Origin of the sequence: Allopusillimonas soli, from assembly GCF_004153445.1 — a bacterium.
Classification (GTDB): Bacteria; Pseudomonadota; Gammaproteobacteria; order Burkholderiales; family Burkholderiaceae_B; genus Allopusillimonas; species Allopusillimonas soli.
In genome coordinates this window covers 145,979-172,121 of sequence record NZ_SDQC01000006.1, presented here as the reverse complement: position 1 = coordinate 172,121, position 26,143 = coordinate 145,979, and the positions used below count along the sequence as shown (strand labels likewise).

The 26,143-nt window shown below is 60.2% G+C and carries 24 protein-coding genes; 16 read left to right on the top strand and 8 right to left on the bottom strand.

Annotation, left to right across the window (positions count from 1 at the left end; all coding sequences use genetic code 11):
- The first annotated feature begins 24 nt into the window (after positions 1-24).
- The 3 genes from folP to ERD78_RS17265 all read left to right on the top strand — a co-directional run bounded on the left by folP (position 25) and on the right by ERD78_RS17265 (position 3,058).
- A complete protein-coding gene (gene folP / locus ERD78_RS17275) occupies positions 25-864 on the top strand; it encodes a dihydropteroate synthase (protein ID WP_129970853.1) in 840 nt (279 codons plus the stop codon).
- A complete protein-coding gene (glmM, locus tag ERD78_RS17270; protein WP_129970851.1) occupies positions 861-2,213 on the top strand; it encodes a phosphoglucosamine mutase in 1,353 nt (450 codons plus the stop codon). The genes folP and glmM overlap by 4 nt, the downstream gene beginning before the upstream one ends.
- 65 nt (positions 2,214-2,278) lie before the next feature.
- Positions 2,279-3,058: a GNAT family N-acetyltransferase gene (locus ERD78_RS17265; RefSeq protein ID WP_129970849.1), complete on the top strand. Its 780-nt coding sequence runs from the start codon at positions 2,279-2,281 to the stop codon at positions 3,056-3,058.
- A 40-nt stretch (positions 3,059-3,098) separates the two neighbouring features.
- Here the strand turns inward: ERD78_RS17265 and ERD78_RS17260 are convergent, their stop codons facing one another.
- Positions 3,099-4,589 (bottom strand): Ppx/GppA phosphatase family protein, encoded by a 1,491-nt coding sequence (locus ERD78_RS17260; protein WP_129970847.1) that lies wholly within the window; start codon positions 4,587-4,589, stop codon positions 3,099-3,101.
- A 190-nt stretch (positions 4,590-4,779) separates the two neighbouring features.
- On the opposite strand from ERD78_RS17260, the gene ppk1 reads away from it, so the two are divergent.
- From ppk1 to pstB, 5 genes are all read left to right on the top strand, one after another.
- The gene (gene ppk1, locus ERD78_RS17255) at positions 4,780-6,852 is read left to right on the top strand and encodes a polyphosphate kinase 1 (RefSeq protein WP_129970845.1); all 2,073 of its coding nucleotides are present in this window, start codon (positions 4,780-4,782) and stop codon (positions 6,850-6,852) included.
- Between the two features lie 103 nt (positions 6,853-6,955).
- Complete coding sequence (gene pstS, locus ERD78_RS17250; RefSeq protein WP_129970843.1) at positions 6,956-7,999, top strand: phosphate ABC transporter substrate-binding protein PstS; 1,044 nt, start codon at positions 6,956-6,958, stop codon at positions 7,997-7,999.
- 201 nt (positions 8,000-8,200) lie between these two features.
- Complete coding sequence (pstC, locus tag ERD78_RS17245) at positions 8,201-9,139, top strand: phosphate ABC transporter permease subunit PstC (RefSeq protein WP_129970841.1); 939 nt, start codon at positions 8,201-8,203, stop codon at positions 9,137-9,139.
- Between the two features lie 14 nt (positions 9,140-9,153).
- On the top strand, positions 9,154-10,014 hold the full coding sequence (gene pstA, locus ERD78_RS17240; RefSeq protein WP_129970839.1) for a phosphate ABC transporter permease PstA: 861 nt from the start codon (positions 9,154-9,156) through the stop codon (positions 10,012-10,014).
- A 45-nt stretch (positions 10,015-10,059) separates the two neighbouring features.
- Positions 10,060-10,836, top strand: a complete 777-nt coding sequence (pstB, locus tag ERD78_RS17235) for a phosphate ABC transporter ATP-binding protein PstB (RefSeq protein WP_129970837.1) — start codon at positions 10,060-10,062, stop codon at positions 10,834-10,836.
- A 107-nt stretch (positions 10,837-10,943) separates the two neighbouring features.
- Here the strand turns inward: pstB and ERD78_RS17230 are convergent, their stop codons facing one another.
- The gene (locus ERD78_RS17230; protein ID WP_129970835.1) at positions 10,944-11,354 is read right to left on the bottom strand and encodes a DoxX family protein; all 411 of its coding nucleotides are present in this window, start codon (positions 11,352-11,354) and stop codon (positions 10,944-10,946) included.
- A 124-nt stretch (positions 11,355-11,478) separates the two neighbouring features.
- Positions 11,479-11,868 (bottom strand): hypothetical protein, encoded by a 390-nt coding sequence (locus tag ERD78_RS17225; RefSeq protein ID WP_129970833.1) that lies wholly within the window; start codon positions 11,866-11,868, stop codon positions 11,479-11,481.
- 138 nt (positions 11,869-12,006) lie between these two features.
- Between ERD78_RS17225 and ERD78_RS17220 the strand changes: the two genes are divergently transcribed.
- The 7 genes from ERD78_RS17220 to ERD78_RS17190 all read left to right on the top strand — a co-directional run bounded on the left by ERD78_RS17220 (position 12,007) and on the right by ERD78_RS17190 (position 19,643).
- Positions 12,007-12,948 carry a LysR substrate-binding domain-containing protein gene (locus ERD78_RS17220; protein WP_129970831.1) on the top strand — a complete coding sequence of 314 codons (942 nt, stop codon included), beginning with the start codon at positions 12,007-12,009 and terminating at the stop codon, positions 12,946-12,948.
- A gap of 52 nt (positions 12,949-13,000) precedes the next feature.
- Entirely contained in the window at positions 13,001-14,647 is a 1,647-nt protein-coding gene (locus ERD78_RS17215; protein WP_129970829.1) for an AMP-binding protein, read from the top strand.
- A gap of 235 nt (positions 14,648-14,882) precedes the next feature.
- Positions 14,883-16,145 carry an ABC transporter substrate-binding protein gene (locus ERD78_RS17210; protein WP_129970827.1) on the top strand — a complete coding sequence of 421 codons (1,263 nt, stop codon included), beginning with the start codon at positions 14,883-14,885 and terminating at the stop codon, positions 16,143-16,145.
- Between the two features lie 113 nt (positions 16,146-16,258).
- On the top strand, positions 16,259-17,128 hold the full coding sequence (locus tag ERD78_RS17205) for a branched-chain amino acid ABC transporter permease (protein ID WP_129970825.1): 870 nt from the start codon (positions 16,259-16,261) through the stop codon (positions 17,126-17,128).
- A 56-nt stretch (positions 17,129-17,184) separates the two neighbouring features.
- On the top strand, positions 17,185-18,075 hold the full coding sequence (locus ERD78_RS17200; RefSeq protein WP_129971075.1) for a branched-chain amino acid ABC transporter permease: 891 nt from the start codon (positions 17,185-17,187) through the stop codon (positions 18,073-18,075).
- Positions 18,072-18,821: an ABC transporter ATP-binding protein gene (locus ERD78_RS17195; protein ID WP_129970823.1), complete on the top strand. Its 750-nt coding sequence runs from the start codon at positions 18,072-18,074 to the stop codon at positions 18,819-18,821. Before ERD78_RS17200 ends, ERD78_RS17195 begins: the two co-directional genes overlap by 4 nt.
- 60 nt (positions 18,822-18,881) lie before the next feature.
- A complete protein-coding gene (locus ERD78_RS17190) occupies positions 18,882-19,643 on the top strand; it encodes an ABC transporter ATP-binding protein (protein ID WP_129970821.1) in 762 nt (253 codons plus the stop codon).
- A 67-nt stretch (positions 19,644-19,710) separates the two neighbouring features.
- On the opposite strand, the gene ERD78_RS17185 is transcribed toward ERD78_RS17190, so the two are convergent.
- Together ERD78_RS17185 and ERD78_RS17180 are read right to left on the bottom strand one after the other, a co-directional pair.
- Positions 19,711-19,911 (bottom strand): hypothetical protein, encoded by a 201-nt coding sequence (locus tag ERD78_RS17185; protein WP_129970819.1) that lies wholly within the window; start codon positions 19,909-19,911, stop codon positions 19,711-19,713.
- A gap of 283 nt (positions 19,912-20,194) precedes the next feature.
- The gene (locus tag ERD78_RS17180) at positions 20,195-21,196 is read right to left on the bottom strand and encodes an MBL fold metallo-hydrolase (protein WP_129970817.1); all 1,002 of its coding nucleotides are present in this window, start codon (positions 21,194-21,196) and stop codon (positions 20,195-20,197) included.
- 73 nt (positions 21,197-21,269) lie between these two features.
- Here ERD78_RS17180 and otsB point away from each other — a divergent pair, with 73 nt between their 5' ends.
- Positions 21,270-22,040 (top strand): trehalose-phosphatase, encoded by a 771-nt coding sequence (gene otsB / locus ERD78_RS17175; protein WP_129970815.1) that lies wholly within the window; start codon positions 21,270-21,272, stop codon positions 22,038-22,040.
- Positions 22,041-22,043: 3 nt separating this feature from the next.
- Here otsB and otsA read toward each other — a convergent pair whose 3' ends face one another.
- The 3 genes from otsA to ERD78_RS17160 form a co-directional block, all read right to left on the bottom strand.
- Positions 22,044-23,426, bottom strand: a complete 1,383-nt coding sequence (gene otsA / locus ERD78_RS17170; protein ID WP_129970813.1) for an alpha,alpha-trehalose-phosphate synthase (UDP-forming) — start codon at positions 23,424-23,426, stop codon at positions 22,044-22,046.
- A 145-nt stretch (positions 23,427-23,571) separates the two neighbouring features.
- Positions 23,572-25,110, bottom strand: a complete 1,539-nt coding sequence (locus ERD78_RS17165) for a surface lipoprotein assembly modifier (protein ID WP_167668976.1) — start codon at positions 25,108-25,110, stop codon at positions 23,572-23,574.
- A gap of 87 nt (positions 25,111-25,197) precedes the next feature.
- Positions 25,198-26,088 (bottom strand): Slam-dependent surface lipoprotein, encoded by an 891-nt coding sequence (locus ERD78_RS17160; RefSeq protein ID WP_129970809.1) that lies wholly within the window; start codon positions 26,086-26,088, stop codon positions 25,198-25,200.
- Positions 26,089-26,143 lie beyond the last annotated feature (55 nt).

Below are 26,143 nucleotides of genomic sequence, written 5' to 3'. Positions count from 1 at the left end.
CTTCTGCCGCTGGTAGGCTGCCACATGGGCGACACTTTGCTTTGCGGACGCTTCGAGCTTGCGCTCGAGCGTCCGTTTGTCATGGGCATCGTAAATGTCACGCCCGACTCATTCTCCGACGGCAACGCCCATCCGGATCCCGCTGCAGCCATACGGCACGCCCACCGGCTGCTTGAGGAAGGTGCCGATATGCTGGATATCGGCGGCGAGTCCACACGTCCGGGTGCGGACCCGGTGCCACTGCAACAGGAGCTCGACCGTGTTCTGCCAGTCGTGCGGTCGCTGCGCGATTGCGGCGTACCGTTGTCGGTGGATACCTTCAAGCCGGAGGTCATGCGCGCCGCCCTGGAAGCAGGCGCCGACATGATCAACGATATCTACGGATTCAGGCGTCCCGGCGCCATCGACGTGGTGGCGGATAGCCCTTGTGGTCTGTGCGTCATGCATATGCAGGGAGAGCCGCGCACCATGCAGCAGGCGCCCCAGTATCGTGATGTCGTGGCCGAAGTGCAGGCGTTTCTGCTCGAAAGAGTCCAGGCCCTGGTACATGCCGGCGTGGCTCGCGCCCGCATCGTACTGGACCCGGGCTTCGGGTTTGGCAAGACTGCCGAACAAAATTACCTCTTGCTGCGCCAGCTCGGTCAGATCGACAGCCAGGGCCTGCCCTGGCTTCTGGGCCTGTCGCGCAAATCCATGATAGGCCATATCGTGGGACGTGAGCCGTCCGAACGCCTGGCGGGCAGTATTGCAGCCGCGCTTTCGGGCCTGGCGCGAGGCGCGCGCATATTGCGTGTCCACGATGTGGCCGCCACCCTGGACGCGATCAAGGTCTGGCGCGCCGCAGAACACGGAGTTTTTTCATGACAGAGCGTAAATATTTCGGCACGGACGGTGTTCGGGGCGAAGTGGGCGGCACCACCATCAACGCCGAGTTTGCCCTGCGCCTGGGCTACGCTGCGGGACGCGTACTGGCGCGCAAGCGGCGCCAGGATGGGCGGGGCCGTCCCGCGCTCATTATCGGTAAAGACACCCGGATCTCTGGCTATATGCTTGAATCGTCCCTTGAGGCCGGGCTTTCCGCCGCCGGCGTGGACGTGCTCCTGGCCGGCGTCGTGCCGACTCCGGCGGTGGCCTATCTGACGCGCGCGCTGCGTCTCGAGGCCGGCATTGTCATCAGTGCCTCGCACAATCCGTTCCAGGATAACGGAATCAAGTTCTTCTCCGGCCAGGGCATGAAGCTGCCCGACGAAATAGAAAGCGAAATCGAGGCCGCTATCGATGAGCCCCTCGACTGCGTGGGTTCGGCAGACCTGGGGCGGGCTCGCCGCCTGGAGGACTCGGCGGGCCGCTACATTGAGTTCTGCAAGAGTACATTTCCCAACGAGCTTGATCTCTCGGGCCTGTCCATCGTCGTCGATGCCGCCAACGGAGCGGCATACCACATTGCCCAGCATGTATTCCGCGAACTCGGTGCCGAGGTTCATGCCATCGGGTGCACGCCCGACGGCTTCAACATCAATGACGGCGTGGGAGCCATGTTCCCCCAGCATCTGGCCGAGGTGGTCCGCGAGCGGGGGGCCCATCTTGGCATTGCGCTGGATGGCGACGCCGACAGGCTGCAGATGGTGGACAGCACAGGTCGTATCTACAACGGCGACGAGTTGCTGTACGCCATAGTGTGCGACCGCATGACTCAGCATCCGGTGGATGGCGTGGTGGGCACGCTCATGACCAATTTCGGCTTTGAAAAGCAGATGCAGGCGCTGGGTATCGGCTTCGAACGCGCCAAGGTGGGCGACCGCTATGTGCTTGAAAACATGCAGAAGCATGGATGGCTTTATGGCGGAGAGAGCTCCGGCCACCTGCTGTGTCTCGACCTGCATACCACGGGCGACGGCATTATTGCGGCGCTTCAGGTCCTGACCGCCATGCGGCGCAGCGGCCTTCAGCTGGCGGATCTGGTGAAGTCGCTGAAAATGTATCCGCAGAAGATGGTCAATGTTCCTCTTACCCCTGGTCTCGACTGGCAGCATCATGACGGCCTGTCCCGCGCGCGGTCCGAGGTGGAGGCTGCGCTGGGCGAGCGCGGGCGTGTGCTGATCCGTGCATCGGGTACCGAGCCCAAGCTTCGCCTTATGGTCGAAGCCGAGGACGAGGACCTGGCCGAGCAAGGAATACAGAAACTCCTTGCAGTGAATTTAACAAACGCGTAACGCCAGGTACAAAAACCTGCAACATCCGGCATGCACACTGGAGGCCACTTCACGGAGTAGCCCGCATGTTAGAACTTGCACGTATTCAGTCCAACATACCGGCCAGCGCCGCGTGCGCGGGGCCGGAAACCGGCGGCCTGGCCATGGGCCTGGCGCGCAGCAACGAGGAGCTTGAGGCCATACAGCGGCTGCGGTATCGCGTATTCACCGAAGAAATGAACGCTGTTTTTCCCGATGCGACGGATGGCCTGGATGCGGATCGGTTCGATCCGTGGTGCGAGCACTTCATGGTGAGCGAGATAGGCACCGGCAAGGTGGTGGGCACCTATAGGCTGCTTGACCCGGACAACGCGCGCAAGGCCGGCGGCTACTATTCCGAGTCTGAATTCGACCTGTCTGGCCTGGGCGCCATCAGGCGGAATCTGGTCGAAGTCGGTCGATCCTGCATTCATCCCGATTATCGGAACGGCGCGGTCATCATGCTGCTTTGGTCGGGCATTGCCAATATGGTCAAGCGGGCGGGGTTTCGCCATGTTCTGGGCTGCGCGAGTGTCAGCCTGCGGGACGATGGCGTAACCGCACGCGAAGTTTGGCGCCGTGCACAGGCGGACATGGCCAACCAGCCGCAAATGCCTCGGGTGATGCCCCTGCACCGTTATCCGGTCGATGACAGCGGTCAACGCCTCCCTGCGCGCATCCCGCCGCTGATAAAGGGCTACCTGAAGCTGGGCGCGGCAATATGCGGTGAGCCGGCATGGGATCCCGATTTCAATACGGCGGACTTCCCTGTGTTGCTGGATGTGCAGCACATGGACACCCGTTACCGCCGCCACTTCGGCCTGTAGTGAAAATTGGCCTGGATCTTGCGCTTGAGCCAGCTTTGGTTCAGGCCTGTTTTAGCCTGAACAGCGTGCCCACCTTGCGCCACTCTTTTTCCTCGGATTTCAGCAGAAACTCCGAAAGCGGCCGGGCTTCCAGCCACGCCTCGTCCACGCGCGCTTCAACCAGATGGCCGTCGGTGCGCAGACTGACTGGAACGCGTTCCTGATTTTCGCGCCGCCGGGACAGCAGGACTGCCAGCCGCAGACAGAGCAGGGCGCGCCAGGTGGCGCGCGTTATGTCCAGGCCCCGCAACTTGGACATCTTGCCCTGGTGGCCCAAAACGAGTCTAGCCAGCAACAATTGGTCGTCGTTGGAAAAGCCCGGCATATCGGCATGCTCCAGGATGTAGGCGCCATGCTTGTGATAATCGTCGTGCGCAATGCTCAGGCCAACTTCGTGCAGGTCGGCAGCCCATCCCAGCGCGCGTTCGAGTTCCTGGTTCTCGGGCGTGTCTTCCAGGCCGAGCTGCTTGAAAAAGTCCAGGGCTATGCGCCTGACTCGTTCCGACTGATTGGTGTCGACATGATAGCGCTTGATGAACTGGCGCACGGTCTCGTGCCGCTTGTCGTGGTCGGAATCACGGCCCAGTAGGTCATAGAGCACGCCGACCCGCAAGGCGCCCTCGCCGGGCGCCATCGCCTTGATTTTTAGCTCCTGGAAGGCGGACAGCATAATGGCGAGGCCACCTGCCAATACCAGGGAGCGATCATGCTTCAGTCCGGGCAGTTCGCTCATGATGACCCTGCCGTCCTGGATCAGCTTGGCCTTCAGCTTTTCCAAGCCCTCCAGCGTAATGCCCTTGCGTGAAAGGCCGCCTTCTTGCAGCACGGCAATCAACCCCTTGGCCGTGCCCGACGAACCATAGGCCTCCTGCCATCCCGTCTGGCGATACAGCCTGGATATCCGTTCGAACTCGCCCCGAGCGGCCAACTGTGCCTGGGCCATGCGCGTGGCCGTGATGCGTCCATCGGGAAAGAATCGCTTGGTGTAGCTGACGCACCCCATGAACAGCGACGACAGATGAATGGGCTGAAAGCCCTTGCCGATGATGACCTCGGTGGAGCCGCCTCCGATGTCTATCATGAGCCGGCGGTTGGGGGAGGGGGGGAGTTCGTTGCTGATGCCTGAAAAGATCAGACGCGCTTCTTCCTGGCCGGCGATGATCTCTATGGGGAAACCGAGAGCCTGTTCGCACTGCTGCACGATATCGGATGCATTGCGCGCGACACGGAAAGTGTTGGTGGCTACGGCGCGGACCCGGTTAGGGTGAAAGCCCGACAGCAGCTCGCCGAAACGCTTGAGTACGGTGATGGCGCGTTCCGTGGCGGCCTGGTCGATATTGTGCCGGTCGTCCAGCCCGGCGGCCAGCCGCACCGATTCCTTCAGTCTGTCGACTGCGTAGATTTGCGCTACGCCGTCCTGTTGCACCACCTTGCCGATTGAAAGCCGGAAGCTGTTGGAGCCCAGGTCGACCGCGGCGAGTAATTGATCCATCGGTTCGGTCTCGAAAAAATACCGCTAGATTATAGTTTCCGTTTTTGACAGGCCGGCGATGCGGCCCATGTATGGCGCTGGATAGGGCATTTGGATAGTATTGGGGCATGGTGCATGTTTTTTTCATGCCCTGTCACTGAATTGTCATCAATTTGCAGTAAAACAGTCCGTCCCCTGCTTCGGAAGGCCTATGTCCAGCGCTTCGTCATCGCATTCTGTCCTGCTCAATCGCGAGCTCTCCCTGCTCAAGTTCAACGAGCGTGTGCTGGCGATGGCAGAGAATCCTGCCACACCCCTGCTGGAGCGATTGCGTTACCTCTGCATAGTCAGTTCCAATCTGGATGAGTTCTTCGAGATCCGTATCTCCAGCCTGAAGGAGCAGCAGCGTCAGAACCCAGGGGTGATCGGTGCGGACGGCATGACGCCCGCGGAGGCTTTCGAGCAGGTGCAAACAGCTGCCCACGACTTGATCGACAGGCAGAATGCGCTGCTTACCAAGCAGGTCCTGCCCCGACTGCGCAAGGAAGGCATAGACATCATGGAGCCATCCGCATGGAGCGAGGCGCTGCGCGAGTGGGCCCACGCCGAGTTCTACCGTGAAGTCATGCCCATGCTGACTCCCATAGGCCTGGACCCGGCGCACCCTTTTCCCCGCGTCTATAACAAGAGTCTGAACTTCATTGTTTCGCTGTCGGGCAACGACGCCTTTGGGCGCAGCGCGTCCATTGCCATTGTGCAGGCGCCCCGGGCGTTGCCCCGGATCATGCGGGCGCCTTCATCCATTTCCGGCGTGCCGCACGGCTATATTCTGCTATCGGCGCTCATCAGCGCCTTTGTTGGAGACATTTTTCCGGGCCTGAACGTCCAGGGAGTGTATCAGTGGCGGGTAACCCGCAACAGCGACTTGTTCGTGGACGAGGAAGAAATCACCAACCTGCGCCAGGCGCTGCAGGGGGAATTGTCACAGCGCAATTTCGGCGCCGCGGTGCGGCTGGAAATTGATCACATCATGCCGGAGGCGCTCGAGGCCTTTCTGCAGCAGGAGTTCCTGCTGCAACCGCAGGACACGTATCGTGTCAGCGGCCCGGTGAACCTTTCGCGGCTCATGCAGTTGTGCAATGTCGTGGACAGGCCCGACCTGTTGTTTCCCGTCCACAGGCCTCACGCGCCCGCGCCGTTTGACACCGTCATGGGCAAGCCGGGCGAGCTATTCGCAGCCATTGCCCAGAAGGATCGCCTGCTGCACCATCCTTACCAGTCTTTCCAGCCGGTGCTCGACTTCCTGACGGCGGCCGCCACGGATCCGTCCGTGGCGGCAATCAAGCAGACCATCTACCGCACCGGCGAAGACTCCGAATTGATGCGCTTGCTCCTGGCCGCAGCCCGCGCGGGCAAGGAAGTGACGGTCGTGGTCGAACTCATGGCCCGTTTCGATGAGCAAACCAATATCAATTGGGCGGCACGGCTCGAGGAAGTTGGCGCGCATGTCAGCTACGGTGTTGTTGGCCATAAGACACATGCCAAGATGGCGCTGGTGCTGCGGCGCGAAAAAGGCCAGATCCGGCGCTATGGGCACCTGGGTACTGGAAACTATCACCCCCGTACAGCCAAGCTGTACACCGATTTCGGCCTTTTGACAGCCAACCCCCAGATGTGCCTGGACATGGACAAGGTATTTTCCCTGCTGACCGGCCTTGGCGCGCGCCGGCCGCTCAGCACGCTGCTGCAGTCCCCGTTTACCCTGCACGAAACCATGATGGCGCTGATTCGGGCGGAAACCGCGGCGGCCAGGGCAGGGCGAAAGGCGCGCATCATGGCCAAGATGAATTCGCTGCTTGAGCCGGAGATCATCGAGGCTTTGTACGCAGCCAGCACGGCGGGGGTGCACATAGACCTGATCGTGCGGGGGGCCTGTGCCTTGCGGGCGGGTGTGCCGGGCCTGTCCGACAACATACGGTTGCGGTCCATCATTGGCCGTTTCCTCGAACATGCCCGCGTTTTCTACTTCTACAGCGGGGGCGAGGAGAAAGTCTATCTCTCGTCGGCCGATTGGATGGACCGCAATTTCTTTCGCCGTGTCGAGGTCGGTTTTCCCATACTCGATTCCGCCCTGAAGAAAAGAGTCATCAACGAGTCCTTCACCCTGGCGATGCGCGACAATCAACTGGCATGGCGGGCACTGCCCGATGGCACCTATGCCAAGGTAAGGGGCCGTGGCAAGCCTGTCAATCTGCATGAGTCGCTGCTGCAGACCTTGGGGTAGTCCGCGGATGCCGGACTGTCACGAACATGTCATATTGCATGTCTAATATGTCGTCTGAGCAGAAAAAAATCCTGCTGATTTTGACCACCCAAAAGGACATCAAATGATCAAGCGCATGCTGATACAAGTTTCCGCCGGCATTGCCCTGGGCACCGCCGCACTGGCTGCCCAGGCGGCCGATATCACCGGCGCGGGCGCGTCGTTTCCGTACCCCATTTATGCAAAATGGGCTTCCCAATACCAGACTGAAACCGGCAACCGGATCAACTACCAATCCATAGGTTCGGGCGGCGGCCAGCAGCAGATTATTGCCAAGACTGTCGATTTCGGCGCTTCGGACGATCCCATGAAAGGGCCCGACTTGGAAAAAAACGGCCTGTTCCAGTTTCCGGCCATTATCGGCGGGACGGTGCCGGTGGTGAATGTCGCCGGCGTCGAGCCGGGCAAGCTCAAGCTGTCGGGCGAGGTGCTGGCAGATATTTTCCTGGCCAAGGTCAAGAAGTGGAATGATCCCGCCATTCAGTCGCTTAATCCCGACCTCAAGCTGCCGGATGCAGCCATTATTGTTGTGCACCGTTCGGACGGATCAGGCACAACCTTTGGTTGGACCAACTATCTGTCCAAGGTGTCGGCCGATTGGAAGGCGAAAGTGGGCGAGGGCAAGGCTGTGAAATGGCCCACCGGCCAGGGCGGCAAGGGCAATGAAGGCGTGGCCGCTTATGTGCGGCAGCTGAAGAACTCGATCGGCTATGTGGAATATGCCTATGCCAAGCAGAACAAGCTGTCCTGGACACAGCTGCAGAACAAGGATGGTCAGTTTGTTCAGCCATCCCAGGAGGCCTTTGCGGCTGCTGCGGCCAATGCCGACTGGAAAAGCGCGCCGGGCATGGGTGTCGTGCTGACCAACGAGCCGGGTGCAGAATCCTGGCCTGTGACCTCCGCCAGCTTCATTCTGGTACACAGGAAGCAGGAAAATCCCGAAAAGGCCCTGGAAGTGCTGAAATTCTTCAACTGGGCCTTCGAGAAGGGTGACGACATGGCCAAGGCGCTGGACTACGTGCCGATGCCCGATTCGGTCACGGCGCAGATCGTGCAAGCCTGGAAGGACGAAATCAAGTCCTCGGACGGTCAGGCTATCTGGAAATAATCACAGTGTCCGTCGCCATGCCAGCAGTAATCCGGCATGGCGGCGGGCGTCTTGCCGTCTCCGGCCGCAGGCGGACCTATAGCCCGCCTTGCAGCGGTGCCCGCGGCCTAGCGTCCTTGCTTATGCGAAAATGCAGGGTGAGCCGCAGCTTGCGGCTTCCGGCTTTCATCAATACGGCCCCGACCCTTCGCACACATACCCATGGAAAATAACCGCAACGCGCTCATGGATGTCTTGTTCAAGAACCTGACGCGCATTTTTGCGTTCTTTGTTTTCGTCCTGCTGGGCGCCATCATGCTTTCGCTGATATGGGGCAGCCGTGCCTCCATCGCCGAAAACGGCATCGCGTTTCTGTGGACCAATAATTGGGATCCCGTCCAGAATCTGTATGGCGCCATGGTGCCAGTGGTGGGCACGCTGCTGACATCCTTTATCGCCTTGGCGATTGCTGTGCCGGTGTCCTTCGGCATCGCCATGTTCCTGACCGAACTCTCCCCTGTCTGGCTGCGCCGGCCCCTGGGGACAGCCATAGAGATGCTGGCGGCCATTCCTTCCATCATCTATGGCATGTGGGGCCTGTTCGTCTTCGTGCCGCTATTCCAGCAATACGTGCAGCCCGGCTTCATCGCCCTGTTCGAAGATATTCCTGTACTGCAGAATCTCTTCGCCGGCCCCCCCTTCGGCATCGGCATATTTACGGCGGGCCTGATTCTGTCCATCATGGTCATCCCGTTCATTACCGCTGTCATGCGCGATGTGTTCGAGCTGGTGCCTCCCATGCTGAAAGAGTCCGCCTACGGCCTTGGTAGCACCACCTGGGAGGTGGTGTGGAAGGTAGTCCTTCCCTTTACCCGATCGGGTGTCATTGGCGGCATCATGTTGGGGCTGGGCCGGGCTCTCGGGGAAACCATGGCCGTCACCTTCGTCATCGGCAATGCATTCAACCTGCCCGACTCCATATTCTCGCCATCCAATTCCATTGCCTCGGCGCTGGCCAATGAGTTCAACGAGGCGGGCGGCATGCAGAAGGCGGCGCTGCTGGAGCTGGGCCTGATTCTGTTCCTCATCACGACTATCGTTCTCGCCTTGTCCAAGCTGCTCTTGCTGCGACTGGGCAGGAGCGAGGGTGCAAAAAGCTAGCAGGCAGCCCCAATATGTTCGATACCGATTCCATCGTCAGCCTGAACAACCGCATTTACAGACGCCGCCAGCGTTTCAACCGGCTGATGCTGGCGCTGTCGGGCTTTACCGTCGTCTCGGGGCTGTTCTGGTTGTTCTGGATCATTCTTACCCTCCTGATCAAAGGGGGCGGAGCGTTGTCGCTGACACTGCTTACGCAAAGTACGCCGCCGCCGGGTGCCGCCGGAGGCCTCATCAACGCCATTGTTGGCAGCATCATGATGGCCGTCGTGGCAACACTGATCGGCACGCCCATTGGCATCCTGGCCGGCACCTATCTGGCCGAATACGGGCGCCGCGGGTGGCTGGCGCCGGCCACGCGCTTTCTGAACGACGTTTTGCTGTCCGCGCCGTCCATCATCATCGGTCTGTTCATCTACGCAGTCTATGTGGCGCAGGTTGGGCATTATTCGGGCTGGGCCGGTGCCTTCGCGCTGGCCATACTGGTGATTCCCGTGGTGGTGCGGGCCACGGACAACATGCTCATGCTGGTTCCGAACAGTTTGCGCGAGGCCGCCGCCGCCCTGGGATGCCCGCAGTGGCGCATTATCACCTTCATCTGCTACCGTGCAGCCCGCTCAGGCATCATTACGGGCGTATTGCTGGCGGTGGCGCGCATTTCTGGCGAAACCGCGCCCCTGCTGTTCACCGCATTGAACAACCAGTTCATGTCCTGGAACATGAATGCGCCGCTGGCCAACCTGCCCGTCGTGATCTACCAGTACGCGGCCAGCCCTTTTGAAGACTGGAATCACCTTGCCTGGGCTGGCGCCGTGCTGATCACGCTGCTTGTTCTGGGCATCAATATCGCTGCCCGCAGCCTCTTTCGCAAGTAATACAGATACAGGCCAGCCCGGCAAGGGCAGGGCCAGGGAAACACCATGCACACGACGATACCTGCCGAACGCGCCAAGATCGAAGTCAAGAACCTGAACTTCTATTACGGCAACTATCACGCGATCAAGAACGTCAATCTGTCCATACGTGAAAAGAAAGTGACGGCGTTCATTGGGCCGTCGGGCTGCGGCAAATCGACCTTGCTGCGCACGTTAAATCGCATGTATGAGCTGTATCCGGGACAGCGCGCGGAGGGAGAAATCAACCTTGACGGCGAGAATCTTCTGACATCGAAGATGGACATCTCGCTGATACGCGCCAAGGTCGGCATGGTGTTTCAGAAGCCCACGCCCTTTCCCATGAGCATCTACGACAACATCGCCTTTGGCGTCAGGCTGTTCGAGCGTCTAAGCAAGGGTGAAATGGACGAGCGGGTGGAATGGGCGCTGACCAAGGCGGCGCTATGGAACGAGGTCAAGGACAAACTGAACCAAAGCGGCAACGGCCTGTCGGGCGGGCAGCAACAGCGGCTGTGCATAGCGCGCGGCGTGGCCATCAAGCCCGAAGTGCTGCTGCTCGACGAACCATGCTCCGCCCTGGACCCTATTTCCACGGCCAAGATCGAGGAACTGATAGCGGAACTCAAATCGGACTACACCGTGGTCATCGTGACACACAACATGCAACAGGCGGCGCGTTGTTCGGACTACACCGCCTATATGTACCTGGGCGAGCTCATGGAGTTTGGCGACACCGACCAGATCTTCGTGAAGCCCGCGCGCAAGGAAACAGAAGACTATATAACTGGCCGTTTTGGCTGAATAAGCGCGGCAGTAGCACGCAGCCCCGCTCGAAGGACGGCCCTGGCATGCCGCTTGATACCGAGCACGCACATGGCTGCGCTAAATAAGGCGACAGCGCACGTTTTTCAGTTCCAGCGTCCCGAACTGCCGCCCAGGCTGTAGCGTCCCGCACCCAGCAGGGCGATGGCAAGGCCGCAAAACAGATACAAACCTTGCAGTTCCAATTGCCAGCCGCCTGTTTTGCTCAATAGATAAAGTTGGCCGGTATGCACCAGCAGTATGGCCACAATCATGTTGATAGCCACCAGCAGGCCGCCGGCGCGTGCGTAGATGCCAGCGATGAGCAGCAGCGGCGCAATGACTTCGCCGATATACACTCCCCAGCCGAGAAAGCCCGGCAGGCCATGGGAGGCGACCATGCCCTCGATGCCGCTGACACCGTTTGTAAGTTTGGAGATGCCGTGGAACAGCATGAGAATTCCTACGACGAGACGCAGGATCAGTTTACCCAGGTCTTCCTGATTGCTTGAGGACATAGAGGCTCCATGTAGTTGGCCGGGACGCCTTCGTCCGAGTGCGAACATGAAGGCGGGAACCATTATAGAGAGCCCTGGGTGAGCGCGCATGACAAAACATCACGTGCGCCGGAATGGATGGGGGTCAACACACGTCGATGTCGCGCAGGTACCGGTGGGTATGCAGGTGCGCTACGCGATGCTGGCGCCAGGCGATTTCCGAGATGACCCAAGGCGGGGCGCCGATGTCGCGCAATACGTGCGCATCAAGATGACTTAGACGAGGCAAGGCGCTGGCCCAGGCCTTGTTTAGTTCATTGTGGCGGATGAGGGTCGCATTCGGGGTTGAGGTATCGGGCAGGGGCAGGCGCAGGTGGCGCATGACAGCACGCAGGAAAATGGCGAGGCCGGTGCGCCATTCATTCCGCGCCCGGGAGCGATCCGTGGATGCATGGTTCGGCATGTCCGGCGCGGCGCAGGGCGCGTCGGTGCAGGAGGCGGCGAAGCCGAGGTTGCCGGTTCTGTGACTGGACATGATGGTCTCCGGGTTGGGGCGGTCCATGAAATTTCCCTTGCGCACTATGCGTAGAGAACATGTGGTAAGAATAAGCGTCCACATGTCTGCTGTATATCGACTTGTTCTGCCTAGCTTGGTCAGTTATGCTTACCAATAATGAGTAGATTGCCCTTAAATACCTTGCCTGCCTTTCGTGCCGTTGCCGAGCTTGGCAGCCTGCGCGCGGCTGCGGAGGCCATGCATCTCACGCACAGCGCCATAAGCCAGCAGATACGCAGCCTGGAAAGCAGGCTGGGGTTTCCTGTATTCGAGCGCCGCGGACGGCGGGTGGAGCTCAATGCGGCTGGCGTCGCCTTGCTTCGCGCCACGCAGGCCGCCCTGGCCCGCCTGGAAGAAGGAACGCATGCCGCGGCAGCCGCGGCGTGCGGCGTGGCGCAGCGCCTGCGCATATCGGTCTTGCCATCGTTTGCCCAGCATTGGCTGCTGCCGCGCATGGGGCGCTGGCATGTGCTGCACCCCGACATCGCCTTGGAAGTGGAGTTCTCGCAGCAGGTTGCGGATCTGCACCGCCACGGTTTTCATGCGGCGCTGCGCCAGGGGCTTGGTCCTTGGCCAGGGCTGATGTCAGAGCAGCTGTTCGATACCCTGACGCCGCTGGTGGTCGTGGGTTGCGCCATCGATGCGCGCCGGCTGCTTGGCGCGCCGGCAAGCGATCTGCTGCGCGAGCCCCTGCTGGGCGATCCCAAGGTATGGAATGCCTGGTTTGCCGAGGCCGGTGTACAGGCCGATGTCAAGCCAGTGGCACAGTTCAACGACATGGGGTTGATGCTGCAGGCGGCCGAGTACGGCGTGGGCTTGACGCTGGCGCGCGAGCTGCTGGCCGCGGACGCCATACGCGCGGGACGCTTGATCAAGCTCTCACCGATATCCGTGGAGTACGAATATGGCCATAGCTATCATCTCGTATATCCTCCCGCGCTGGCGGACTGGGCGCCGTTGATTGCACTGCGCGACTGGCTGCGCGATGAAATACAAAGCAGCCTTGCGCAACTGCGCGACGGCGAGGCAGGCTCTGGCGCCAATGCGCGGCCAGCCTGAGCATGCCGGGACTATACTTTCCCTAACCAGAACAACAATACGGAGACACACTATGCTGCCGTCGTCGCCAAGCAGTTACGAAGATGCCTGCGAGCGATTCCAATGGAACATCCCACAGCGCTACAACATCGGTCATGATGCCTGCGGCAAGTGGGCCGAAGCGGATCCGGGCCGGCTCGCGCTGGTACATGTCGATGCCATGGGCAAGGGGCATGAGTACACATTCGGCGCCGTGCACGAAGCGTCCAACCGCCTTGGCCGGTTGTTGCTGTCCCTGGGTGTGGAACCAGGCGACCGGGTGGGCATTTTGCTGCCCCAGGCGCCCGAGACCGCATTCGCTCACATTGCCTGCTACAAGACGGGTTGCATTGCCATTCCGCTGTTCACATTGTTCGGCGCCGAAGCGTTGCAATTCCGGCTTGGAGACAGCGGCGCACGTGCCGTGATCACCAATGCCGAGGGCGCGGCCAAGCTGGCGCAGATTCGTGACGCGCTTCCTGCGTTGCAGACGGTGCTGACCATAGACGGCGCGCGTCACGGTACGCTGGACATGCACGCCGAAATGGCAAAGCAGTCCGATGATCTGCCCATCGCCGACACACATGCCGATGATCCGGCCATCATCATCTACACCTCCGGTACCACAGGCCAGCCCAAGGGCGCGCTGCATGCGCAGCGTGTATTACTGGGCCACCTGCCTGGCGTGGAGATTTCCCACAATGTGCTGCCGCAGGAGGGAGATAGGTTATGGACGCCCGCCGACTGGGCCTGGATAGGTGGCCTGCTCGACGTGCTGTTGCCCGCCTGGCATCACGGCATTCCGGTCGTGGCGCATCGTTTCCAGAAGTTCACGCCCGAAGCCGCTTTTCAGCTGCTGCAGGATTTCGGCGTGCGCAATACCTTTCTGCCGCCCACGGCGCTCAAGATGATGCGTACGGTACATCAGCCTGAAAACCGCTGGCGCTACAGCCTGCGTTCAGTTGCGAGCGGCGGCGAGACGCTGGGCGTGGAGCTGCTTGAATGGGGGCGTCGCACCTTCGGGCTGACCATCAATGAGTTCTACGGCCAGACCGAGTGCAACATGACAGTGTCGGCCTGCGCGGACTTGATGCCTGTGCGGCCGGGGGCCATTGGGCGTCCTGTGCCAGGCCACGATGTGGCAGTGGTGGGCGAGGACGGCCAGGTAAAAGCGGCTGGAGACAGTGGCCATATCGCGGTCCGTGGGCCTGATCCGGTGATGTTCCTGCGCTATTGGAACAACGAAAAGGCAACGCAGGCGAAATTCATCGGCGAATGGCTGATTACGGGCGACACGGGCCATATGGATGAAGACGGATATGTGCATTTCCTTGGCCGCAGCGACGATGTCATTACATCCGCGGGCTATCGCATAGGGCCGGGTGAAATCGAGGATTGCATCCTGCAGCATCCCGCAGTGAAGATGGTGGCGGTGGTGGGCGCGCCCGACGCGCAGCGCACCGAGGTGGTGGTGGCTGTTGTGGTTCTCCAGGATGGCCAGGAAGGCAACGAGGCGCTTCGCACGGCACTGCAGGAGCACGTCAAGCACAGGCTGGCTGCACATGAATATCCACGCGAAGTCTATTTCGTCGACGAATTGCCCATGACCACCACCGGCAAGGTCATTCGGCGCCAATTGCGTGACGAGGTGACGCGTTGGCGGGCCGGTGCGCAAATATGATGCGACAAGCGCCTCCAGGCTCGCGTCCCAGGGTTATGTAAAGACCAATTGGTCTTGCATGCTGAAACCTATTGACAGGCTTATGGTGAAGCAGGCAATCTAAAAAAAGGGGATCGCAGACCAAGACATGGCCTGCATCGATTGCGTGACGGTGTTGCATAAAGCCACGAATAAACAGTGGCTATGCAGCATGGTGCGGCAAATATCGTGTGCAGGCTGCGCAGGAGGAGTCCCCATGGAGCAAAAGAAACCGGGTGCGGTGAGCAGGCGTGCCGTGTTGCAACTGGCGGCAGTCACTGGAGTGGCCCAATTGGCACCTCCCATGCTCATCCAGGCACGAGGTGAACAGGCCGTCAAGCTGGGTCTGGATAATCCCCTTACCGGCACCTACGCCGCAACAGGCAAGAACGAACTCACTGGCTGCCAGCTCGCTGTCGAACAGATCAATGCCAAGGGCGGCATACTGGGCCGCCAGGTGGAATTGCTGATCGAAGATTCCACGAGCGGCGACGCGGGCACAGCGGTACAAAAGGCGCGCAAGCTTATCGACCGCGACAAGGTCAACTTCTTGCTGGGTAATGTCAACTCCGCGCTATCGCTGGCCATGGCCGAAGTCAGCTTCGAGAAGGGCGTGCTGCACGTGGTGCCGGGTGGTCATACCGATGCCATCACCGGCAAGACTTGCCACTGGAATGTTTTCCGTGTCTGCAATACGACACGGATGCTGACCAACGCCATTGCCAAGACCCTGATGGATCAATACGGCAAGAAGATGTATTTCCTGACATCGGACTATGCGTTTGGCCATACGCTGCAGGATGGCTATGACGCCAACCTGAAGCAATATGGCGGCACCAAGCTGGGCGAGGATCTCATCCCGCTGGGCACTACCGATTTTTCCTCCTATCTGATCAAGGCCCAGGCGACCAATCCCGATATCATCGTATTCCTGATGAATGGGGACGACCTGCTTAATGCATTGAAACAAGCCGTGCAGTTCGGTTTGGAGAAGCGCATTCACCTGGCCGGCGCCAATACCGAGCTGGAAGTGCTGGAAGGTCTTCCTCCTGTGGCCCGTATCGGCGACTGGGTGGCGGAGTGGTATCACGTGCAACCCAATGTGCCGCATGTGGACGAGTTTGTGGCGGCCATCAAGAAGAAGAGCGGGCGCGTGCCCACTGCCCGGACCTGGTTCGGCTATGTGGGCGCTTGGACATGCGCGTTGGCCGCCAACAAAGCCAAATCGCTGGAGGCGGTCAAGATGGCCAAGGCCTTGCAGGGCATGGAATTGCCCCCGGAAGTGGGCCTGATGCCAGATACGCCGTTCTATCGGGAAGGCCAGAACCAGCTCATCGGTTCGCTGTTCGTGGGCCATGCCCAGGCCAAGGGCGAAGCGGGGCCCGACGACTTGTTTCATGTCGATACCGTTGTGCATGGCAAAGATGTTGCCGGCACCGTGGAGGAATCGGGCTGCAAGATGACCTGGCCCAAGGCCTGAGCCAGCATCACGAAATGATCATCGCCGCCGAGAGGGCGGCGATGGTCACGCTCACTACCTATGCCCGCAGCCGCGCCTGCTGCCGTGCCTTTTTGCAATGCATGGATGACTGAATGACAGAACTCATCATCTTCAATGTTTTCAATGGTCTGATCGTGGGCGCCTTTTATGCGCTTATGGCGCTCGGACTGTCCCTCATCATCAATCTGACCAGCGTCATCAATTTTTCTCATGGCGGCTTTCTGGCGCTGGGCGCCTATATCGCCTACGAACTGGCGCCCTACATGGGATTCTGGGGCGCGCTGGTCGTCGCGCCGGTTATCACCGCTATCCTGGGTCTTGTTGTGGAGCGGCTCATGATACGCCGCCTCTACGGCCGAGACCCGCTCTACAGTCTTTTGCTTACCTTCGGGCTGGCCTATGTTTTCGAGGATGGATTGCGCTACATCTGGGGTGCGCAGAGCCTGCCTTTCAAGGTGCCGGGATGGCTCACCACGCCGCTGAGCACCTATTTATTCTTCCTGACTGGTTATCGCGTATTCATGGTGGTGCTGGTGGCCGTCGCCGTGGCAGGCCTGTTCTTCATCCTGACGCGCACACGATTGGGCATACGCATACGGGCCGGGACGCTGGACCTTGAAACCGTGTCGGTGCTGGGCGTGAATGTGCGAATACTTCGCAATCTGAATTTCGGCCTGGGCATCTATCTGGCCGGCCTGGCCGGCGTGCTGGCTGCGGGCCTGCTCGGCCTGCAGCCCACCATGGGCGACTCCCTGATCATGCCCAGTTTTGTCGCCATCATTGTTGGCGGGCTGGGCAGCCTGGTCGGCACGCTGCTCGGCGGCCTGTTGATTGGCGTGGCGGCCGGTCTTGCCACGGTGTACCTGCCATCGGCCTCGGAGGCCATCATTTACGTGATGATGGCCGCGGTGTTGCTGGTCCGCCCACGTGGGCTGCTGGGTGAAGAGGGGATGAATCTGTGAGCGACACGAACAAAAAAACAATCTGGACGATTGTGCTGTGGCTGGTCTTGCTGACCATGCCGTATTGGATGGGCGCCGTGGGCGGCTATACCGGCCTGGCCACGCGCGTACTCGTGCTGGCCCTGGCTGCGATGTCGGTCAACTTTCTGCTCGGCTTCACAGGCGTGCTGTCCTTCGGTCACGCCGCCTATTTCGGCCTGGGCTGCTATGGCGTGGGAATGATGATCAAGTACCTTGTGCCCAGCACGCCGCTGGGCATGCTGGTGGGCGTGCTGGTCGGCACTGCGGCCGCGGCGGTGGTGGGCGCACTGATCGTCAAGCTGCGCGGCATTTACTTCGCCATGGTGACCATCGCATTCGGGCAAATGTTCTACTTCATCGCATTCAGATGGAATACCGTCACGGGCGGAGACGACGGGCTCACCGGCTGGCGGCGCATGCCCCTGGATCTGGGATTCACGCAGGTGGATTTGCTGCATAATGGCCTGGCCTTCTACTACTTTGTCCTGCTGCTGTTTGCCGTATCGGTAGGGGTCATGGCACTTATCCTGCGCTCGCCCTTCGGCCGAACATTGCTGGCCATCCGGGAAAATGAGCGTCGCGCGCGCTTTCTGGGCATACCCGTCGAACGGCACATCTGGATCGCATTCATCATTTCAGCCTTGTTCGCCAGCCTGGCTGGCACGCTGTATGCCTTGCTGAACAACTTCGTGGATCCGCGCTCGCTGCACTGGACGCTGTCGGGCAACTTCGTGATCATGGCCGTGGTGGGCGGGATGCGGTCCTTCTGGGGCCCGTTGATCGGGGCAGCCATCTTTGTGGTCCTGCAGGATTTCGTGTCCAGTTATACGCAAAACTGGATGTTCTTCATCGGCATATTTTTTGTGCTCATCGTGCTGTTCTTTCCGCGCGGTGTATTGGGCATCATCCGCAGGAGGCTGTCATGAGCATGCTGGAGGTCAAAGGCGTTACGCAGCGGTTCGGCAATCTGGTCGCAGTGAGCGACGTGTCCATGGCCGTGGAGAAGGGCGAACTGCGCGCGCTGATCGGCCCGAACGGCGCAGGCAAAACCACCTTTTTCAATCTGATAAGCGGCTTCTTCCGCCCCACAGAGGGCCAAATATTCCTCGAGGGCCGCGACATTACCCTGATGCCGCCGCATGCGCGTGTACGCCTCGGCATGGCGCGCACCTTTCAGGTCACGGAGATTTTTCCCGAACTGACGGTGCGCCAGAACCTGCGCAGCCCGGTAGAGTTGGCACTGGGCCTGCGTCTGCGTCCGTGGATCAGCAGTGCCGACAACGCGCGGGTGAAGGATCGCGTGCAGGAGTTGCTGGAAATGGGAAGGCTTGAAGCCCATGCGGATCGCCTCACGGGCGAACTGTCCCATGGCGACCAGCGCGCGACCGAGATCATGATGGCCCTTGCACTGGAGCCGCGCATTCTCCTGCTCGATGAGCCGACTGCCGGCATGGGCAGCCACGAGACATACAGCACGGCCATGCTGATACGTCGATTGCACCGCCAGCAGGCGCTCACTATTGTATTGGTGGAGCACGACATGCGCGTGATATTCAACCTGGCGGATAGGATAACCGTGCTGGCGGAGGGCAAGGTGCTTGATGAAGGCACCCCGGATGAAATCGCGGCCAGCGAGGTCGTGCAGATGGCCTATCTGGGCAAGGCTGCTTGAATATTGCCTTAACCGGTCACTGCCCTTGTACGAGAGGGCAGCAGGGCCCGGAGGAGCGGAATGAACGCACTTGAAGTCAAAGAACTGCACACCTACTACGGCAAGAGCCATATTCTGGACGGCGTTGGCCTGCATGTGGCGCAGGGTGAACTGGTAACGCTGCTCGGGCGCAACGGCGCAGGCAAGTCCACCACCTTGCGCAGCATCGTGGGGCTTACGCCGGCGCGCAGCGGCAGCGTCACGGTTTTCGGCAAGGACACGACACATTGGCCGCCTTACCGGATTGCCGGCCTTGGGGTGGGTTTCGTGCCAGAAGGGCGGCGCATATTTGCCAACCTGACCGTGGACGAGAATCTCAAGGTGCCGGTAGAACGGCCCGGCCCCTGGAATATCGGTCGCATCTATCAGTTGTTTCCCCGTCTCGCGGAACGCAAGGGCAACAAGGGACGGCAATTGTCCGGCGGCGAGCAGGAGATGCTGGCAATTGCCCGCACGCTCTTGCTCAACCCGTCCCTGCTGTTGCTGGACGAACCATCCCAGGGCTTGGCGCCGCTGATTGTGCAGGAGGTGTTCAGAGTCATTACCGCCACGCGGGATGAAGGCACGTCCGTGCTGCTGATCGAGCAGAATGTGCGCGCCGCGGTCGAAGTGGCCGATCGGGCCTATGTGCTGGATGATGGCAGCATCGTCTACGAGGGCCTGGCCTCGGAGTTTGCGCGGGATGAGGAGCGCGTGCGCGCACTGGCCGGCGCCAGCGCGGAAAAATGGAGCGAAGAGGAAGTCGGGGATGCGTCGGTGCAGGCGGCGCCCGGTATGGGTTAAGCCTCGGATCTTGGGGTGATGCCGCCTCGAACTATGTCCGAGGCGGCTTGCAGGAAGCCCGGCTAATTTACTTGGCGTTGCTGGCCGCGGGCGCCGCCGTCTTGTGCGCCTTGCTCTTTATTGTTTTCTTGTGATGATGGCTGGTGGCATGCTTGGCGCTGGCGGCATGTTGCGTGGCCGCCTGGGCCAGTGGCGCGATCCCGAATGCAAGGCCTGTGGTCAGGGCGCCTGTGGCGAGAGTGATGGCGAGGCGTGAGGAACGATTCATGGAAGTTAGCTCCTGAGAAGTATCCGGATGCCGTTGCGTCCGGATGGGGTCAACCGATGCGGATGCCCTGGCACCTGAGAACCGCCGCCCTTCGCTTGGTTCACGTTGCTCGCGCTTTCTTGGTCATCACAAGGTAATGATCTGCAACATGGGCTGCACACCAATTTCCATAGGAAACATGATCTTGTGTGCCGCCTTGCGGCGGCGCCGATACGCTTTGTAGCGATGCTGAATACAGGCTGAGCGATTGTGCCGCCGTAACGGCTGCTGCATGCCCATACGGCTATAGCGGCGTGTATTCGAGCGGCACCCAGTCATACCCTTGGTCGGTCTTGCGCACATGGCCTATGCCCGGAAAAGGCAAATGTGCGCCGGCGATCCAAAGCTTGTCGGCAACCGCGTCGGCAAGCACTTCCTTGCGCGAAACGATGGCCTTGGCCGGATCGACATCGAATTCGATGGCCACTTCGGGATGGCTGAATTGCACAGCATGGCTGTGTATGACATCGCCCCAGAAAAGCAACTGATCGTTGCCTGTTCCAATGAGATAGCCGCCGTGCCCTGGTGTGTGTCCAGGCAAAGGCCAGGACTTGACGCCGGGTGCAACTTCATCGCCGGGTGTGAACAGCGCAAGCCGGCCGCTGGTCTTGTAGGGCGCCACAGCTTTTTGCGCCAGGACGAAACCTCCTTTCTTATCTTCCGGTGCCTTGGCGGCGACATTCTCGTCCAGCCAATAGGCCGCCTCGTCATCAGATACATGAACTGTGGCGTTGGGAAAGGCAGCCTTTCCCTCCGCTGTGGTGATCCCGCAGGCGTGGTCGCCGTGCAGATGCGTGAGCAGAATGGTATCGACCTGGGCGGGCTCGTAGCCCGCGGCTTCCAGATTGCGCGGCAGCGCGCCCAGTGTAGGCCCGAAACAGCTGGCGGCACCGGCGTCAACGAGAATCAAATGGCTGCCGGTATTGATCAGGAAGCCGTTGACTGCAGTCTGCGCGCCCTTGTTTCGCATGGGAACAAACATGCCGTTGAGCAGATTCTGGATGTCCTGGGCGGAGGCTCCCTTGAGCAATGAAGAACTGACGGGCACATAGCCATCGTAGAGTGCCGTGACTTCGAGATCGCCCAGCATCATGCGATAGTAGCCGGGAACCTGGATCTTCTGCTGTGCCGGCGCTTGGGCGAGCGCGGAGGGCGTCCAGGCTGATAGTGCCAGGCCAGACAGGCAGAGGGCTGCCGTGCAAAGTAGCCGGCCAGGATTGCGCCGAAAAAGGGTAGGGCATTGCATGATGTCACCTCCAGGGGCAAGATAAGCATGGACAACAGCAGAATGTACAGCAATACCGCGTTACTATCTATCAATGCGCGCATTGCAAGACTTTATCCCCGATTCCTTAGCCTGGGCATTCTTCTTCGATCTGGATGGCACGTTGGCGCCATTGGCCGAACGCCCGGAGCAGGCCAGTGTGCCGCCCGCCACGCTCGGCATGCTCGAGCGCCTTGGCTGCATCGCGGGCGGTGCGCTAGCCGTCATCTCTGGCCGCCCGCTGGAAACGCTCGATGTCCTGTTGCAGCCATTGGTATTGCCCCTGGGTGCCGAGCACGGGGCCATCATCCGCGACAGCAGCGGGAATATCCATGCGCCTGCCAATGATGCGGCGGGTATTGTGCGCGCCTTGGCAGATGCCTTGGATGAATCGCTGGGGGGCATGCCCGGCGTGTTGCTCGAGCGCAAGAATTTTGGTATTGCGGTGCATTACCGGCAGGCACCGGAGGCGGCGGATGCCGTGCGAGGCATCATGCAAACAGTGCGAAGCAGATTTCCTCAGTTCGAGCTGCTGCCTGGCAAAATGGTGGTGGAAGCCAAACTCCCGGGCGTGGACAAAGGGCGTGCCTTGTCATATCTGATGCGTGATATACCCTTTGCAGGAAGAAAGCCGTTGATGGTTGGCGATGATACGACCGATGAGACCGCTTTTCGGGAAGCCAATGCCCTGGGCGGCACCAGCGTCAAGATCGGGCCGGGGGCTACGTCGGCGCGGCTGCGCCTGGCCGCGCAAGATGCGCTGCCAGGCTGGATTGAACGGATCGTTGAGGCCGGCGCCATGTCGGGCGCTTCGGACAACGCCTGACACCTACCCGCCTGACGGCGGATTTTCCAGGTCGCTGAGAAATCGCTCGCGCCACGCGATGAGATCATTCTTCTTGAGAACCTGCATCATGGTTTGATGGCGCTGTCTGCGCTCGGCTGCATGCATATCCAGCGCGGCCTGCAGGGCCTTGGACATGCTGCTTGTATCGTGCGGGTTGATGATGAGTGCGCCCTCGGCCAATTCATCGGCGGCGCCGGCGAACTCCGAGAGCACCAGCACGCCCGGGTCGTCCTCCGATTGTGCGGCAACGTATTCTTTGGCCACCAGATTCATGCCGTCGCGCAGAGAGGTCACCAGGCCGACCTGCGATGCGCGAAAAAACGACATCAGTGTCGGTCGATCGAAGGACCGGTTCATATAGCGTATCGGCGTCCAGGACAACTCCGTCCAGCGCGCGTTGATGCGCCCCGATGTTTGCTCCAGCATTTGCCGGAGGCTGCGGTATCCATGCACGTCAGTGCGGGATGGCGGTGCAATCTGAACGAACGACACGGCTCCTCTGAAGCGCGGGCGCGTATCGAGCAGGCGCTCGAAACCGCGGAAGCGCTCTATAAGACCTTTGCTGTAGTCCAGGCGGTCGACGCTGATGATGAGCCTGCGGTGCTGCAGGCCCGATTTCAGCTTGACCACTTCACGGCTGTTTTTATGTTCCTGGGCCAGATGCTGGATGTCTTCGGGGCATACGCCGATGGGATACACGCCGGTGCGGGTGACTTTGCCATCCAGCGTTATTGCTCCATCGGTACTGGATGCGCCCAGACATCGCTCGCAGTAGTCGTGCAGCGCCCTGCGGTCGCCCGCCGTCTGAAGGCCGACGAGATCATATGCCAGCATGTCGCGGGCCAGAGCATCGTTGTTGGGAATGGTGCGAAAAATCGGGGGGCTGGGAAAAGGAATGTGCAGAAACAGGCCTAGCCTGTTTTTCAGGCCAAGTTCTCTGCAGTACTGGGCCAACGGAAGAAAATGGTAGTCGTGTATCCAGATCAAGTCATCAGGCTTGGCCACGCGCTGTATCTGTTCGGCAAAAAGACGGTTGACTCGCCGATAGCCCTCGTAGTCCTCGTCGCGAAAGTGAATGAGGTCGGAGCGAAAGTGGAATGCCGGCCACAGCACGCCATTGGCGAAGCCCCGGTAGAAGGTATCGTAATCCCTTTGGGACAGAGGCCATGTGATTTGTGAAATATTGCCGTTTTCATCCTGCGAGCACGGGTCGCCGGATTTGCTGCCAACACTGCCGTTCCAGCCCATCCATATGCCACCGGTCTTTTTCAGTGCATCGAGTACACCCACAGCCAGGCCTCCGGTGGATACCTGGCCTTCCGTGATTGGGGCTACCCGATTCGAAACAATCAATATCCGTGCCATGCATTGTCCTTGCGTCTGCGGCGTATGCGTAGGGAACGCCAGTTTAGGTGTTCCGGCGTATTGCCGCGGGAAGCGGTCCGCTCAGTCACGATACGCTTATGTCAACGAATATAGCGCGTTGTGGCAATTTGCGCGCATGAGTGCCTTATATTCTCTTGCGCAACTGCAGGATGACCTCTGTCTGCCGATAGCTGAATGCCCAGGTCGGATTGCTGCGGTTCACGACATGGCGTATGCGCAGCTCTGGCGTCATGCCGGCCAGTTGCCAGGCTTGGGCGCCGATGGCGGCGATATAGACCTGTTGTGAATCGGTTCGCCGGGCGCCGAGAAAGCCATCGAATGCGTCGTTCCGGCTTCGGCGCCTGATGCCATGTGCATTCAGATATATGCCTGGCCTGCCTGGGAGTGCATGAAATACGCCCGCGTGTAAGGCCACTTCCTTGTTGCTGGCCTGGGACACAGCAAATATTCTGCGTGTTATATCCAGGCCTGCATGGATGGACATGGACCGGGTTGGCATGTAGGCTGCAAACACACCGCCCTGGTATTGCGTATTGTCATCGGCGAACAGCTGCGCCGGCTTGCTGTAATGGTAGCGCTTGGCATCGAGCTGGCTGCCCATCCGCCAGCGGCTGCTCAAGTCGTGGCGCCAGTCGATCTGCAGGCCGCCAGCCAAATGGCTGGTTCGACCATCTTGGTAATGGTGTTCCAGATAAGGAAGTACACGAATATCAGTGCGCGCATCCAGATATTGATAGCCGAGATACATCAGCGAAATATGACTGCTGTAGCGTGCGTTGGCGTTGTTGCCTGGGGCATTTCCCTGGCGGTATCGGCTGCCATAACCCATGGGTTGCACGAGCAGGTTATGGTTGCCGCGCAGGTTGAAGCGGCGTTCCAGCGATATTTCGTAGCTTGCCATGCCGGCGCTGACGGGCTTGGGCATGCGGCGTTCGAGCAGGCAGATGTCCCTATGTGTTGTCAGGCAATTGCGGCGCCCATTGGCCTGATTGATGTTGCTGTTATGGCCCAGGCCAATTGCCGCAGCGCCATGCCAGCCAGCGCGGGCGTCCAGCATCGCCAGATATTGCCGCGCCATGTCGCTGGCGTGATGGGGCAGGCCGCCAGAGCGGGCAAGCATGAAAAAATCGTGGGCGCTGGAGGCCTGGTTGTCCTCGAATAAAAGACGGGCGAGCTCCAGCTGAATGCGGACGTCTTTGGGCTCGGCGTTATGCGCCGCCTGCATCTTCCGCAAGGCCGTGCGATAGTCCCCGCGGTGGCGGGCATGGAGCGCGTCCGCCATGTCGACCAGGGCATGGCGGTGTTTGCGCAGGAGGCGATAACGGCTGGTGAACTCAGCCACCTTCTCCCATTGCCCGCTATTGAGCGACATATAGATGGCGGACTCAAGATCGCCTGGGTGCGTGCCCACCTCATGGATCCGGCCTTCGTGCAGTACGGTGCCGGGCGGAGCGGTCACACTGGTGGGCTGTGCTATGGCATGGTATTGCGCCGCAAGACGGCTGTGCTTCATGAGAAACCGATTGTCGTCATCGCCGGCTCTGGCGGTAATCGATGCGAGGCTGGCCAACAAGGCAGCCAGCACGACAGCGAGGCGGTGCGAAAGTAATGGCGTTAGCGGCATGTCGGGCAGAGGGATGCCTGGCGATTGCCAGCCGGACATTGGCCTGCAAGTGCCAGAGGAGGAAAATAAAGGGGCCGGCGAACCGGCCCCGGTTGTCATGCCATGGCAGGCATGGTTGGGCAGAGGTTAATTGGAGCGGCTACCGCCAAAAGCGATGTGCTCATTTGCGGCACCGCCGGTGTAAATGCCCGCCAGCGCAGCGGCCTCGTTATAGAAACGACCTTCTATTAGCTGGTCTTTTTTGAAAGTGCCGTCTGCGAAGATGGCCGTACCGTTGAAGTCCACGTTGTGGCTGCCGCGCGAAATGGCGCCGGTTATTGCACCATGGCCTGCGCTGTAGTTGGCGGTAAGCGTGCCGCCGTACAGATTGGGCGCATGCGGCAGATTGTCGTTGGTTCCCGTCAGGTGTATGCCAACCACCTTGTACTGGGCATTGACCAGGGTTGGCATGGTGGTGACGGCGTTGTCGCCCACGTACCAGACAATGCGGTCGGTAGCAGTCATATGCAGGTCGGTACTGTCGCTTTGGGTGGGTGTGCTGACGGCCTTGGACCACTCGCCGAAGTAGACGCCCTGGCCGCTTTCGGTGCCCTTGACCTGGCCCACGACCAGTCCGCCGAACTCAGGCCAAGCGCCGAATGGCGGCTTCATCAGTTGGCGAATGCTGTAAACATTGGCTGTGGGGTTCTGGTCGTTATACCAAACCTGGGCAACATTGAAGATGGGCAACAGGGGGAGCTTTGCAAAGAAGGCCCCTGCCTCGTTGGCTTTGGCGGCATTGCGAACCTGCGTGACCGGGCCGCCGAAGATATCGATGGTGCCGGATTCTTTATCGTTTTCGTATTTCACGCGAAGCCCCGCTTTTTCTAGTGGGTTGACGAAAGGCGGGAAATCCGATTTGTCAATGACAAGCATTGCATTGTTGGATGAACTGCCTTGGACATTGGCGGCCTGCGCCACCGCAACCCATGCGCCGGTCAGTGCAAGTGTGGTGGCGGCAACCATAAACTTCTTCATACTGCATCTCCGTAACAACAGGAAGAACATTGGCGCCAGCAAAAGGGCTGGCAGC

What these genes read in the sequence shown, in the direction of transcription:
- folP (WP_129970853.1), top strand. Translation starts at nt 25, where the DNA reads ATGGGCGACACTTTGCTTTGCGGACGCTTCGAGCTTGCGCTCGAGCGT.
- glmM (WP_129970851.1), top strand. Translation starts at nt 861, where the DNA reads ATGACAGAGCGTAAATATTTCGGCACGGACGGTGTTCGGGGCGAAGTG.
- ERD78_RS17265 (WP_129970849.1), top strand. Translation starts at nt 2,279, where the DNA reads ATGTTAGAACTTGCACGTATTCAGTCCAACATACCGGCCAGCGCCGCG.
- ERD78_RS17260 (WP_129970847.1), bottom strand. Translation starts at nt 4,589, where the DNA reads ATGGATCAATTACTCGCCGCGGTCGACCTGGGCTCCAACAGCTTCCGG.
- ppk1 (WP_129970845.1), top strand. Translation starts at nt 4,780, where the DNA reads ATGTCCAGCGCTTCGTCATCGCATTCTGTCCTGCTCAATCGCGAGCTC.
- pstS (WP_129970843.1), top strand. Translation starts at nt 6,956, where the DNA reads ATGATCAAGCGCATGCTGATACAAGTTTCCGCCGGCATTGCCCTGGGC.
- pstC (WP_129970841.1), top strand. Translation starts at nt 8,201, where the DNA reads ATGGAAAATAACCGCAACGCGCTCATGGATGTCTTGTTCAAGAACCTG.
- pstA (WP_129970839.1), top strand. Translation starts at nt 9,154, where the DNA reads ATGTTCGATACCGATTCCATCGTCAGCCTGAACAACCGCATTTACAGA.
- pstB (WP_129970837.1), top strand. Translation starts at nt 10,060, where the DNA reads ATGCACACGACGATACCTGCCGAACGCGCCAAGATCGAAGTCAAGAAC.
- ERD78_RS17230 (WP_129970835.1), bottom strand. Translation starts at nt 11,354, where the DNA reads ATGTCCTCAAGCAATCAGGAAGACCTGGGTAAACTGATCCTGCGTCTC.
- ERD78_RS17225 (WP_129970833.1), bottom strand. Translation starts at nt 11,868, where the DNA reads ATGTCCAGTCACAGAACCGGCAACCTCGGCTTCGCCGCCTCCTGCACC.
- ERD78_RS17220 (WP_129970831.1), top strand. Translation starts at nt 12,007, where the DNA reads ATGAGTAGATTGCCCTTAAATACCTTGCCTGCCTTTCGTGCCGTTGCC.
- ERD78_RS17215 (WP_129970829.1), top strand. Translation starts at nt 13,001, where the DNA reads ATGCTGCCGTCGTCGCCAAGCAGTTACGAAGATGCCTGCGAGCGATTC.
- ERD78_RS17210 (WP_129970827.1), top strand. Translation starts at nt 14,883, where the DNA reads ATGGAGCAAAAGAAACCGGGTGCGGTGAGCAGGCGTGCCGTGTTGCAA.
- ERD78_RS17205 (WP_129970825.1), top strand. Translation starts at nt 16,259, where the DNA reads ATGACAGAACTCATCATCTTCAATGTTTTCAATGGTCTGATCGTGGGC.
- ERD78_RS17200 (WP_129971075.1), top strand. Translation starts at nt 17,185, where the DNA reads ATGCCGTATTGGATGGGCGCCGTGGGCGGCTATACCGGCCTGGCCACG.
- ERD78_RS17195 (WP_129970823.1), top strand. Translation starts at nt 18,072, where the DNA reads ATGAGCATGCTGGAGGTCAAAGGCGTTACGCAGCGGTTCGGCAATCTG.
- ERD78_RS17190 (WP_129970821.1), top strand. Translation starts at nt 18,882, where the DNA reads ATGAACGCACTTGAAGTCAAAGAACTGCACACCTACTACGGCAAGAGC.
- ERD78_RS17185 (WP_129970819.1), bottom strand. Translation starts at nt 19,911, where the DNA reads ATGAATCGTTCCTCACGCCTCGCCATCACTCTCGCCACAGGCGCCCTG.
- ERD78_RS17180 (WP_129970817.1), bottom strand. Translation starts at nt 21,196, where the DNA reads ATGCAATGCCCTACCCTTTTTCGGCGCAATCCTGGCCGGCTACTTTGC.
- otsB (WP_129970815.1), top strand. Translation starts at nt 21,270, where the DNA reads ATGCGCGCATTGCAAGACTTTATCCCCGATTCCTTAGCCTGGGCATTC.
- otsA (WP_129970813.1), bottom strand. Translation starts at nt 23,426, where the DNA reads ATGGCACGGATATTGATTGTTTCGAATCGGGTAGCCCCAATCACGGAA.
- ERD78_RS17165 (WP_167668976.1), bottom strand. Translation starts at nt 25,110, where the DNA reads ATGTCCGGCTGGCAATCGCCAGGCATCCCTCTGCCCGACATGCCGCTA.
- ERD78_RS17160 (WP_129970809.1), bottom strand. Translation starts at nt 26,088, where the DNA reads ATGAAGAAGTTTATGGTTGCCGCCACCACACTTGCACTGACCGGCGCA.